Source organism: Pseudomonas oleovorans subsp. oleovorans (genome assembly GCF_002197815.1).
GTDB classification, from domain to species: Bacteria; Pseudomonadota; Gammaproteobacteria; order Pseudomonadales; family Pseudomonadaceae; genus Aquipseudomonas; species Aquipseudomonas oleovorans.
Genome location: NZ_NIUB01000024.1, coordinates 17,287 through 29,630, shown reverse-complemented (window position 1 = coordinate 29,630; position 12,344 = coordinate 17,287). Strand labels below are relative to the sequence as shown.

Sequence of the window (12,344 nt, the reverse complement as noted above, 5' to 3'; positions counted from 1 at the left end):
TGGAGAAACAACGATGCTATTAGCTACCGACCTGGATGGAACCTTTCTCGCTGGCGACCCCGAAGATCGCCTGAGCCTCTACCAGACCATCGCCGCCCACCCCGAGATCAAGCTCGCCTATGTCACCGGGCGCAGCCTGGAAGCCGTACTGCCGCTGCTGGCCGACCCAACGCTGCCGCAGCCGGATTTCATCATCGCCGACGTCGGCGCGACCCTGGTGCATGGCGACAGCCTGCAGCCGATCCAGCCGCTGCAGAGTGTGGTCGATGCCCGCTGGCCCGGCGAAAGCCAGGTGGCCAGCGCCATCGAGGCGTTCGGCCTGGAGCGCCAGGACGTGCCGCAGGCGCGGCGCTGCTCCTACTTCTGCACACCCGAGCAGGCGGCCAACCCGGCGCTGCGCGAGATCGCCAACGAGCTGGGCTGCGACCTGCTGTACTCCGCCGAGCTGTACCTGGACTTTCTGCCCAGGGGCGTGAACAAGGGCAGCAGCCTGCAAGCGCTGGCCGACTGGCTCGAACTGGATCACGACCAGGTGCTGGCCGCCGGCGATACGCTCAATGACCTGTCCATGCTCAGCGCCAGCTTCCACGGCGTCTGCGTCGGCCAGTCGGAAAGCGCGCTGCTGGAGGCCACCCGCAGCCATTCGCGCACCCTGCACGCCAACCGTCCGGGCTGCGGCGGCATCCTCGAAGCCTTCGCCCATTTCGGCTTCCTTGGCGAGCACGGTATCGCCGCCGAACGCCGCCAGGCCGCGCAGCCGGGTAAGGCCGAGCTGGTGATGGTCTATCATCGCCTGCCCTATGAGGAATACCGCAACGCGGCCGGCAAGCTGCAACGTCGTCGCCCGACCTCACCCAACGGCATCATTCCCACCCTGCTCAGCTTCTTCGGCGACGGCCGCCCCGGCTCCTGGGTTGCCTGGGCCGTGCACGAGGACGGCGACGAACCGTTCGACAGCCACACCACCGTGGACGCCGAGCGCTATCCCAAGCTCACCGCCGCGCGGGTCAAGCTGAGCAAGGAAGAAGTCGACATTTTCTACAAGCGCTTCTCCAAGGAAGCCTTCTGGCCGACCCTGCACACTTTCTGGGAGCGCGCCGTCTTCAACGAAGACGACTGGCAGGTATTCCTCAAGGTCAACCGCGCCTTCGCCGAACGCACCGCGCTGGAGGCCGCCGAAGGCGCCATCGTCTGGCTGCACGACTACAACCTGTGGATGGTGCCGGCCTACCTGCGCGAGCTGCGCCCGGATCTGCGCATCGCCTTCTTCCACCACACCTACTTCCCCTCGGCCGACGTGTTCAACGTGTTGCCGTGGCGCCGACAGATCGTCGGCAGCCTGTTGCAGTGCGACTACATCGGTTTTCACATTCCACGCCAGGTGGAAAACTTCGTCGACGTCGCCCGTGGCGTGTTCCCGCTGAAAACCCTGGAGCGGCAGAACTGCGCGCCGCGCTTCATCACTTACGGCTGCGCCGTGGGCCTGGAGCGCATGACCACCGAACTGGACACCGGCACGCGCCAGGTCAAACTGGGTGCGCACCCGGTGGGGCTGGATATCGACCGCGTGCGCAATGCATTGGAGGCACCGAAGATCAAGGAGCTGATGGCCCAGCTACGCGAAGAGATGAAAGGCGTGAAGCTGATCCTCTCGGTCGAACGCCTCGACTACACCAAGGGCATCCTGGAAAAACTCAACGCCTACGAACGCCTGTTGGCCGACAACCCCGAGCTGATCGGCAAAGTCACCCTGGTCACCGTGTGCGTACCGGCGGCCAAGGAGATGACCGTCTACAACGAGCTGCAAAGCCAGATCGAGCAGGCGGTCGGCCGCATCAACGGCCGCTTCGCCCGCATTGGCTGGACACCACTGCAGTTCTTCTTCCGCAGCCTGCCCTTCGAGGAAGTCAGCGCCTGGTACGCCATGGCTGACGTGATGTGGATCACCCCGCTGCGCGACGGGCTGAACCTGGTGGCCAAGGAGTTCGTCGCAGCGCAAGGCCTGCTCGGCGGGCGTGGTGTGCTGGTGCTGTCGGAGTTCGCCGGCGCGGCAGCCGAACTCAAGGGCGCGCTGCTGACCAACCCGCACGACCCGGCCGACCTGGCACAGACCTGCTACCTGGCGCTGAACCTGCCCAAGAGCGAGGCCCAGGCGCGCCTGCGCGAGCTGTTCGATATCGTCTGCTTCAACGACATTCGCCGCTGGGGCGAGGACGTCCTCGCCGGCGTGGCGCCCTCGGAACAACAGCCGTCGCTGACACTGGCCAGCTAAGCTCGACCAGACGGTGCGCACAGCGCACCCTACGCGGTCGAAGTAGGGTGCGCTGTGCGCACCGACACGACTGCAGGCCTAGACGCGGAAGCGGCTGACCATGGCCTGCAACTGACCGCCCAGACGGGCCAGTTCGGCGCTGGAGGCAGCGGTTTCTTCGCTGGCGCTGGCAGTTTGTTCGGAGATGTCACGCACGCTGATCACGCTGCGGCTGATCTCCTCGGCCACGGCGCTCTGCTCTTCGGCGGCCGCCGCGATCTGCTGGTTCATCGACTGGATGTTGGACACCGCCTGGGTGATGCTGGCCAGCGACACACCGGCCTTGCGGGTCAGCTCGACGCTGCTGTCGGTGATGTCGCGGCTGGTGCGCATCGCCGCTGCCACCTGCTGAGTACCACTCTGCAAGCCGGCGATCAGCGCTTCGATTTCCTCGGTGGACTTCTGCGTACGCTGGGCCAAGCCGCGCACTTCATCGGCCACCACGGCAAACCCACGACCGGCCTCACCGGCCCGCGCCGCCTCGATGGCAGCGTTGAGCGCCAGCAGGTTGGTCTGCTCGGCCACCGACTTGATCACGTCCATCACGCTGCCGATCTTGTCGCTTTCCTGCTGCAGGCCAGTCATGGCCTCGGAGGAACGCCCCACTTCGGCAGCCAGACGCTCGATCTGCGACACCACCTGAGCCACCACCTGATCACCCTGACGCGCTTCGGCATCGGCAGCGGTCGCGGCATCGGAGGCCTGCTCGGCATTGCGCGCCACTTCCTGCACGGTGGCGGACATTTCATGCATGGCCGTGGCCACCTGATCGGTTTCCTGGCGCTGATGATTGGCACCCGCGCTGGTCTGCTCGGTCACGGCGGAAAGCTGCTCGGCAGCGCTGGCGATCTGCGCCACGCCATCGCGAATGCCGCTGATCAGCTCTCGCAGGGTGCCGGCCATCTGCGCGATGCCCTGCTGCAACATGCCCAGCTCGTCACGACGCGTGATGCGCGCCGACTCGGTCAGGTCGCCATCGGCAATACGCTGCACGGCGCCTAGGGTGTCCTGCAGCGGACGCGTGATCTGGCGCGTGATCAGCCAGGCTGCCAACACACCGAACAGCAGCGCCAGCAGCACGGCGATGATCTGCCAGGTGCGCGCCTCGGCGCTCTCGATGGCCAGACGCTCGATCTGGAACTTGTACAGGGTGTCACTGATGCGGACGATCTCGGTCTGCTGGTCGGTCATTTCCTGACGGGTGCGGGCGATATCGGCCGTGGCGCCCTTGAACGCCTGCACGGTCTGCTCGAACTGCGCCAGGGCCGCCTCGATACGGCGTACGGCTTCTTGCTGGGTGCTACCAAAAACCTGCTCCAGGGTATCCAGGCTGGCACGGGCCATGGCGATACGCTCGGACAGCGCCTGTTCGATTTGGGCATCGGGGCGCTGTCATAACGTTCAAGCAGATAGCGCAGGCGCAACAATTCGCCATGCGTAGCGGTCAGCGCCTGCAGTTGCGGGAAGCGATTGGCGTCGTATTCCGGCAGCTGTTCGATACTGCGCCGCATCGTGGCCAGCAGCTCACTCAATTGCTGGTCTTCGACAGCGACCTGATCACGCACCTTGGCCGCTACTGCGTAGGCGGCGCGCATGCCGGCCAGAGAGCGCTGGTAGTCCTGGTTATAGCGGTCCTGCTCCTGCAGCAGCTTGACGTTCACTGGATTGGTGAAGGTGCCGAGCAATTTTTTCTGCTGCTGCAGATAGATGTCGAGGTTGGTCAGCAAACGCTCGGTGCTGGGGGCATCGCCCTTGGCCAGCATGAACTGCAGACGGGCGATCCGCAGATTGGTCAGCGTGGCGTTCAGTTGCGTAATTTCGCTCATCCAGCTGCTGCGCTGGATAACGCTGCCCAGGCCGCTCCAGGCAGTCCAGGCCAGCGCCAGGGTCAACGCCAGCACCAGGCCGAAGCCGAGAGCAAGCTTGCGGGTCACGCTGAGATTAGCGAACCAGGTGTTCATAAAAATTCTCCAACTGCGGATGTTTCAGGTTTAGCTGGAGAATTGTTTTTATTGACGCCAGCACAATGACATTACCTGACGTCACAGGCGTCCAACACGGCACAGATTTTAAGTCGATCCGACAATCGGCAGCGACGCGTTTCAGTCCAACAGCTGCAGTGCCTCGGCGCTGCATTGCTGGATACGCGCCCAGTCGCTGTTTTCCACCCATTCGCGCTGGAACATCCAGGTACCGCCGACACACATGACGTTGGGCTGCGCCATGTAGCGCTGCAGGTTATCCAGGGTGATACCGCCGGTCGGGCAAAACCGCACGCCAGCGAACGGCCCGGCCAGCGCCTTGAGCGCCGCCACCCCGCCGCACACCTCGGCGGGGAACAGCTTGAAGCGGCGATAGCCCAGGGCGTAGCCGATCATGATCTCCGACGCACTACTGATGCCCGGCAACAGTGGCAGCGGATTGTCCAGCGCGGCCAGCAGCAGCTCGCGGGTGCTGCCTGGGGTGACGATGAACTGCGCCCCAGCATCCGTGGCGGCGGCCAGCATCTGCTCGTCGAGCACGGTGCCAGCGCCGACGCACAGCTCGGGGCGCTCGGCGCGCAGACGACGAATCGCCTCCAGGCCGTGCTCCGAGCGCAGGGTCACCTCCAGCACACGCAGGCCACCGGCAGCCAGCGCATCGGCCAGCGGCAGGATGTCCGCCTCACGGGCGATGGTGATCACCGGCATGATCCGTGCCTGGGCGCAGATGCGGTCGATCTCGGCGATTTTGTCGGCCATGCGCGCGCGCTGGCCTTGGTCGAGGCTGGTCATGTCAGGGGCACCAATAGATTTCGAGAGGGGAATGCAGGAAGGCGCGGATCGGCATGCGCGCCACCTCGCCGGGCGCCAGCGCCTCGGCCAGGGTGGCCAGCTTGGCCTGGCCCTGGATCGCAAGCAGCGGCAGGCGCGCGCCGGCCAGCAGCGGCAGGGTCAGGGTCAGGCGCTGTGCGGGCTGGCTCGGCGCCTGCATCGGCAATACCCGGCGCGAGCAGTCGGCGCGTAGCGCCAGATCGAGATTGGGGCTGTCCGGGAACAACGAGGCGGTGTGGCCGTCGTCGCCCATGCCGAGCACCAGCACGTCGATCGGCGGCAGTTCGGCAAAGGCCGCATCGGCCAACTCGGCCGCCTGCTCCAGGCTACCGGCGACCCGGTACAGGCCGAGGAACTTCGCCTCGGAGGCCGCGCCACGCAGCAGATGACGGCGCACCAGCGCCTCGTTGCTGCTGGCGTGATTGACCGGCACCCAACGCTCGTCGGCCAGGCTGACCCGCACCTGCGCCCAGGGCAGATCCTGCTGCGCCAGCGCCTCGAAGAACGACACCGGACTGCGCCCGCCGGACACCACCAGGGTCGCCTGACCGCGAACGGCGATGGCCTCACGCAAGGCATCAGCCACGCGCACGGCCAGCGCCTGAGCCATTGGTCCGGCAGCGTCATGCGTACAGGCCCGGACGCCTGGCGGCAGTTGCAGTTCAGAGATCGCCATACCAGCTCCTGCCATCACGGGTGATCAAGGCAACCGACGCCATCGGGCCCCAACTACCGGCGGTATAGGGTTTCGGCGCCTCGCCGAGCTGCTTCCAGCCGGCGATCAGCTGATCGCACCACTGCCAGGCATATTCGATTTCGTCCTTGCGCACGAACAGGTTCTGGTTGCCGCGCATCACTTCCAGCAGCAGACGTTCGTAGGCATCGGGGATGCGCGCGCTGCGGTAGGTATCGGAAAAACTCAGTTGCAGCGGACCACTGCGTAGCTGCATGCCCTTGTCCAGGCCCTGATCCTTGGTCAGCACCTGCAGGGCGATACCCTCGTCCGGCTGCAGGCGGATGATCAGCTTGTTGCCGATCAGCTGGCGTTGCTCCGGGGCGAAGATGTAGTGCGGCGGCGCCTTGAAGTGGATGACGATCTGCGACAGCTTCTGCGGCATGCGCTTGCCGGTGCGCAGGTAGAACGCCACGCCGGCCCAGCGCCAGTTGCGGATGTCGGCACGCAGGGCGACGAAGGTTTCGGTGTCGCTCTGAGTGTTGGAATTCTCTTCTTCCAGATAGCCGGGCACCGGCCGACCGTCGCTGCTGCCGGCCACGTACTGGCCGCGCACCACGCGCTGGCCAAGCTGTTCGGCGCTGATCGGCTCCAGAGCCTTGAGCACCTTGACCTTCTCGTCGCGGATGCTGTCGGCGGACAGGTCGCTGGGCGGGTCCATGGCGATCAGGCAGAGCAACTGCAGCAGGTGGTTCTGGATCATGTCGCGCAGCTGGCCGGCCTGGTCGAAATAGCCCCAACGCCCCTCGATGCCGACCTTCTCGGCCACGGTGATTTCCACGTGGGAGATGTGGTTCTGGTTCCACTGGGTTTCAAACAGGCTGTTGGCGAAGCGCAGGGCGATCAGGTTCTGCACCGTCTCCTTGCCCAGGTAATGGTCGATGCGATAGACGCGGTTCTCCGCGAACACCTGCGCCACCGCATCGTTCACCGCACGCGAAGAGGCCAGGTCGTGGCCGATGGGCTTTTCCAGCACCACCCGGCAGCGCTCGGCCAGGCCCACCGCGGCCAGGTTGGCGCAGATGCCGCCATATACCGAGGCTGGCGTGGCGAAGTAGGCGATCAACTGATCCTGCGGGCTGACCTGCTCGAGCAGCGCCGAGTAGTCCTCGGCCTTGAGAAAGTCCATGGTCAGGTAGCTCAGACGCGCCAGGAACCGCGCCATGTCGGTTTCCGTCAGCTCCTTGGCTGGCACATGCAGGCGCAACGCCTGCTCGATGGCACGCAGGTGGTCGCTCGGCTCGCCCGCTTCACGGGCCAGGGCGAGAATGCGCGTGGCATCGTGTAGCAAACCAGCGCGATCAAGCTGGTAAAGCGCGGGAAACAACTTGCGCAAGGCCAGATCGCCCAGCGCTCCGAACAAGGCAAAGGTGCAGGATTCAAGCTTTATCGCGGGCATGGAGTTTGTTCTTTTATCAAGATGCACTAGAAATACCGGGTGATACTGCTTTTATCAAGGAAAAATGTTGTGATAGCAACAACATCATTCACTGCATCCGATAAGTCAGTGGTGACCTTGAGGCGGCATCAGTAGGATAGGCCGGTTGTTTTACCGCCCATCGCCTGTCGCCAAGCCCGTTCAACCGCCTGTTAGGAGCCCTTATGGACCGCGTGCGCAACCTGCTGGAACAGATCCAGAGCCGCCTGGACGACCTGAACAAGGCCGAACGCAAGGTCGCCGAAGTGATCCTGCACGACCCGCAGCAGGCCACGCGCTTCAGCATCGCCGCACTGGCCCAGGCGGCGGGTGTCAGCGAGCCGACGGTCAACCGTTTCTGCCGCTCCTTCGGTGCCAACGGCTACCCGGAACTGAAGATGCAGCTGGCGCAGAGCCTGGCCAGCGGCGCCGCCTACGTCAGCCGTGCGGTATCGGCCGACGACGGCCCCGAGGCCTACACGCGCAAGATCTTCGGCAGCACCATCGCCTCGCTGGACAGCGCCTGCCAGAGCCTCGACCCGCAGCACATCAGCCGCGCCGTCGACCTGCTGATCCAGGCGCGGCAGATCCATTTCTTCGGCCTCGGCGCCTCGGCCTCGGTGGCGCTCGACGCGCAACACAAGTTCTTTCGCTTCAACCTGGCGGTGTCAGCGCATTCCGACGTGCTGATGCAACGCATGATCGCCTCGGTGGCGCACACCGGCGATCTGTTCGTGATCATTTCCTACACCGGGCGCACCCGCGAGCTGGTGGAAGTGGCGCGTCTGGCCCGCGAGAACGGTGCATCGGTGCTTGGCCTCACCGCTGCCGGCTCGCCGCTGGCCAGGGCCAGCACCCTGAGCCTGGACATTCCACTGCCGGAAGACACCGACATCTACATGCCGATGACCTCGCGCATCATCCAGCTCACCGTGCTCGACGTGCTCGCCACCGGCGTCACCCTGCGCCGCGGCGTCGACTTCCAGCCGCACCTGCGCAAGATCAAGGAAAGCCTCAGCGCCAGCCGCTACCCGGCGGACGAAGAGCCGCTCTAGGGCTTTTGTAGGAGCCAGCTTGCTGGCGATCGGTTCTATCGACACTCCTTGGAAAAGCATCGCCGGCAAGCCGGCTCCTACAGTTCTGCTGCGCTGGACGCTTCTGGTAGGCTTGCCGGCTTTTCCGAACCTGCCAGGAAATCTGCCATGCAAGCACTGATCGCCCTCAGCCGTTTCATCGGCAACACCTTCGCCGTCTGGGTGTTGCTGTTCGCCGTCATGGCATTCTTCCAGCCCAGCTGGTTCCTGCCACTGACCGCCTGGATCGTGCCGCTGCTCGGACTGATCATGTTCGGCATGGGCCTGACCCTCAAGGGCGCGGACTTTCAGGAAGTCGCCCGTCGCCCGCTGGCCGTGCTGCTTGGCGTACTGGCCCAGTTCATCATCATGCCCAGCACCGCCTGGCTGCTGTGCCAGATATTCGCGCTGCCGCCGGAAATCGCCGTGGGCGTGATTCTGGTCGGCTGCTGCCCGGGCGGCACTGCCTCCAACGTGATCACCTGGTTCGCCCGTGGCGACCTGGCGCTGTCGGTGTCGATCACCGCCGTCACCACCCTGCTCGCCCCGCTGGTCACCCCGGCGCTGATCTGGATGCTGGCCTCGGAATGGCTGCCAGTATCGTTCAGCGCCATGTTCATCTCCATCCTCAAGATGGTGCTGCTGCCCATCGCCCTGGGTCTGATCGCCCAGCGCCTGCTCGGCGAGCGAGTGAAGACCGCCGTGGAGGTGCTGCCGCTGATTTCCGTGGTGAGCATCGTCGCCATCGTCGCTGCGGTCGTCGCCGCCAGCCAGGGCAAGATCGCCGAATCCGGCCTGCTGATCATGGCCGTGGTGATCCTGCACAACGGCATCGGCCTGGGCCTGGGTTACCTGGCCGGGCGCCTGTTCGGCATGTCGCTGGCGCAGCGCAAGACGCTGTCGATCGAAGTCGGCATGCAGAACTCCGGCCTCGGTGCCGCGTTGGCCAGCGCACACTTCAGCCCGCTGGCCGCCGTGCCCAGCGCCCTGTTCAGCGTCTGGCACAACCTGTCCGGCCCGCTGCTGGCGACCCTGTACCGCCGCATGGGCCAGAACGCCAAGCACAGCGCAGACTGACTCAGCATCTCGCACCAATCCGGGGCGCCTTGCCCCGGACGCGCCAATGTGCACAATAATGGCGCACGCGAGGACGACCTCCACACCCTGAGCCCAGGGTGGCTCATCCGGGGACGGCCCCTTCAGCCACTGGAGGTGACTATGTCCTGGATCATTCTGTTTCTCGCCGGCCTGTTCGAGGTCGGCTGGGCCATCGGCCTGAAATACACCGAAGGCTTCACCCGCCCCTTGCCAACGGCGCTGACCGTCTGCGCCATGCTGGTCAGCCTCGGCCTGCTCGGCCTGGCGATGAAGGAACTGCCGCTGGGTACCGCCTACGCCATCTGGACCGGCGTCGGCGCCGTGGGCACGGTGATCGCCGGCATCATCCTGTTCGGCGAATCCATGGCGCTGCTGCGCCTGGCCAGCGTCGCGCTGATCGTCTGCGGGCTGATCGGTCTCAAGCTGAGCCACTGAAAAAGCCGGAATCCAGCTTCGTGGGAGGCGCTTTAGCGGCGAATCGCGGCTGCAACTGCAGGGATGCAGGAGGTAGAGCGAAGCAGGATGCCCGAGCCGAAAGCCCCTCCCACATGGTTCAAGTCAACGCCAATCCCCACGCAAGGCCGCCACCTGCGCCTGCAACGCCTCGCGCTTGGCCTGCTCCGGCGCAATCGGCGTTCCCGCCACCAGGCACACCCGCGACCACAGGCGCTTGAACAGCCCTTTGTGCGGGTCGCGACTGAAGAAGCTGCCCCACAAACCTTGCAGCGCCATGGGAATCACCGGCACCGGGTTCTCTTCGAGAATGCGTTCGACCCCTGCCTTGAACTCGTCGATCTCGCCATCCGTGGTCAGCTTGCCCTCGGGGAAAATGCACACCAACTCGCCATTGCGCAGGTATTCGGCGATCTTCCTGAACGCCGCGTCGTAGATCAGCAGGTCCTCGCTGCGCCCGGCAATCGGCACGGCGCCGGCGGTGCGGAAAATGAAATTGAGCACCGGCAGGTCGTAGATCTTGTAGTACATGACGAAGCGCACCGGCCGGCGAATGGCGCCGCCGATCAACAGTGCATCGACGAACGACACGTGGTTGCACACCAGAACCGCCGCGCCCTCGTCGGGAATCGCGTCCAGCCCCTTGTGCTCGACCCGGTACAGCGAATGCCCCAGCAGCCAGATGAGAAAACGCATGCTGAATTCGGGGACGATCTTGAAGATGTAGCTGTTGACCGCGATGTTCATCAGTGAGATGGCCAGGAACAACTGCGGAATCGACAGCCCGGCGACGCTCAGGAACAGGATCGCTGCAATGGCCGACGCCACCATGAACAGCGCATTGAGGATATTGTTGGCCGCGATCACCCGCGCCCGCTCGTGCTCGGCGGTGCGCGACTGGATCAGCGCGTACAGCGGCACGATGTAGAAGCCGCCAAACAGACCGATGCCGAGGATGCAGCCGAGAATCCACCAGGCCTGGCCGTAGCCAAGCAGCGCCAGCCAGTCATGCGGCGCGGCGCCCTGTGGGAAACCGCCGGAGAACCACCACAGCAGCATGCCGAACAGGGTCAGGCCAATGGAGCCGAACGGCACCAGGCCGATCTCCACCTTGTGCCCGCTCATGCGCTCGCAAAGCATCGAGCCCAGGCCGATACCCAGCGAGAACACGGTGAGAATCAGCGTCACTACGCTCTCGTCACCGTACAGCCACTCCTTGGCGTAAGCCGGAATCTGCGTCAGGTAGATCGCGCCGAGAAACCAGAACCAGGAGTTGCCCACCAGCGAGCGCGACACCGCCGGACGCTGGCCCAGGCCAAGCTTCATGATGGCCCAGGACTGACGAAAGATGTTCCAGTCCAGCGGCAACTCAGGCATCGCCGCCGACGCCCTGGGAATACCCAGGCTGGCTAGGTAGCCAAGCAGCGCCACAGCCACCACCGAACCGGCGACGATGGGCGCATAATTGCTGCTGGCCATCATGATCCCGGCGCCGATGGTGCCAGCCAGAATCGCCAGGAACGTACCCATCTCCACCAGGGCGTTGCCGCCCACCAGCTCCTGCTCCCTGAGGTGCTGCGGCAGAATCGAATACTTCACCGGGCCAAACAGCGCCGACTGCGTACCCATGGCGAACAACACGACAAGCATCAGCGGCAGGTTGTCCAGCAGCACCCCGACGGCACCGGCGAGCATGATCAGGATCTCGGCGAACTTGATCTTGCGGATCAGCGCGTCCTTGGCGAACTTCTCGCCAAACTGGCCGCCGAGGGCGGAGAACAGAAAGAATGGCAGGATGAACAGCAAGGCACAGAGATTGACCAGCAGATCGCGGTCGGCGCCCGTGTTGAGCTTGAAGAGGATGGCGAGAATCAGCGACTGCTTGAAGATATTGTCGTTGAAGGCGCCGAGCAATTGCGTCACGAAAAACGGCAGAAAGCGCTTCTTGCCGAGCAGGGCGAACTGCGATTGTTGGGTCATCGTCCATGGTCCTCGCGGGGGTAGATTTACCCGCACAGGCATTTGACTGCAAATCCCCCCACGAAAGCCACAGGGCAAATACGAGCGCCTTGGCTAAAGCGACTTCGTGGGAGGTGATGCTGTTCATCTAGGGCCGCGAGCGCTTAGCCCCCCCTCTCCCATTCATGGGAGAGGGGCTGGGGGAGAGGGCTGAAAATAGCAGCAAAACCGCCGACTTCCCCTATTCGAACGCGGCCCGCCCTTCCCCCAAAGGGGCCAGGGGACTATTCACGCTCCACCATTTCTTATGTGAACAGCATTACCTTTGTGGGAGGGGCTTTAGCCGCGACTGCATCTGCACAAAGCTCGCCGCTGAAGCGCCTCCTACAACGCGCGCGCCACAGAACGCAACGCAAAAAAAACGGCAGCCCAATCGGGCTACCGTTCTCGAACTCGGAGAAAACGTCAGTGCCCTCGCACTGACTAC

8 protein-coding genes and 1 pseudogene are annotated in these 12,344 nt (G+C 64.4%); 4 read left to right on the top strand and 5 right to left on the bottom strand.

The genetic code is table 11. The features are described from left to right. The first annotated feature begins 13 nt into the window (after positions 1–13). Positions 14–2,272, top strand: a complete 2,259-nt coding sequence (ggpS, locus tag PSOLE_RS14990) for a glucosylglycerol-phosphate synthase (protein WP_074858527.1) — start codon at positions 14–16, stop codon at positions 2,270–2,272. Positions 2,273–2,350: 78 nt separating this feature from the next. On the opposite strand, the pseudogene PSOLE_RS14985 reads toward ggpS, so the two are convergent. The 4 genes and pseudogenes from PSOLE_RS14985 to zwf all read right to left on the bottom strand — a co-directional run bounded on the left by PSOLE_RS14985 (position 2,351) and on the right by zwf (position 7,256). Beyond that, positions 2,351–4,272 (bottom strand): annotated as a pseudogene (locus PSOLE_RS14985) (methyl-accepting chemotaxis protein). Positions 4,273–4,413: 141 nt separating this feature from the next. Beyond that, a complete protein-coding gene (locus PSOLE_RS14980; protein ID WP_074858530.1) occupies positions 4,414–5,085 on the bottom strand; it encodes a bifunctional 4-hydroxy-2-oxoglutarate aldolase/2-dehydro-3-deoxy-phosphogluconate aldolase in 672 nt (223 codons plus the stop codon). 1 nt (position 5,086) lies between these two features. Further along, positions 5,087–5,800: a 6-phosphogluconolactonase gene (gene pgl / locus PSOLE_RS14975; protein ID WP_074858532.1), complete on the bottom strand. Its 714-nt coding sequence runs from the start codon at positions 5,798–5,800 to the stop codon at positions 5,087–5,089. Continuing rightward, the gene (gene zwf / locus PSOLE_RS14970; RefSeq protein WP_003462188.1) at positions 5,787–7,256 is read right to left on the bottom strand and encodes a glucose-6-phosphate dehydrogenase; all 1,470 of its coding nucleotides are present in this window, start codon (positions 7,254–7,256) and stop codon (positions 5,787–5,789) included. The genes pgl and zwf overlap by 14 nt, the downstream gene beginning before the upstream one ends. 203 nt (positions 7,257–7,459) lie before the next feature. Here zwf and PSOLE_RS14965 point away from each other — a divergent pair, with 203 nt between their 5' ends. The 3 genes from PSOLE_RS14965 (at position 7,460) to sugE (ending at position 9,880) form a co-directional block, all read left to right on the top strand. Further along, positions 7,460–8,329: a MurR/RpiR family transcriptional regulator gene (locus PSOLE_RS14965; RefSeq protein WP_074858535.1), complete on the top strand. Its 870-nt coding sequence runs from the start codon at positions 7,460–7,462 to the stop codon at positions 8,327–8,329. 147 nt (positions 8,330–8,476) lie between these two features. Next, positions 8,477–9,424 (top strand): bile acid:sodium symporter family protein, encoded by a 948-nt coding sequence (locus PSOLE_RS14960; RefSeq protein WP_074858537.1) that lies wholly within the window; start codon positions 8,477–8,479, stop codon positions 9,422–9,424. A gap of 141 nt (positions 9,425–9,565) precedes the next feature. Continuing rightward, positions 9,566–9,880 (top strand): quaternary ammonium compound efflux SMR transporter SugE, encoded by a 315-nt coding sequence (gene sugE, locus PSOLE_RS14955; RefSeq protein ID WP_017362132.1) that lies wholly within the window; start codon positions 9,566–9,568, stop codon positions 9,878–9,880. A gap of 123 nt (positions 9,881–10,003) precedes the next feature. Here sugE and PSOLE_RS14950 read toward each other — a convergent pair whose 3' ends face one another. Continuing rightward, positions 10,004–11,878, bottom strand: a complete 1,875-nt coding sequence (locus PSOLE_RS14950; RefSeq protein ID WP_074858540.1) for an MFS transporter — start codon at positions 11,876–11,878, stop codon at positions 10,004–10,006. Positions 11,879–12,344 lie beyond the last annotated feature (466 nt).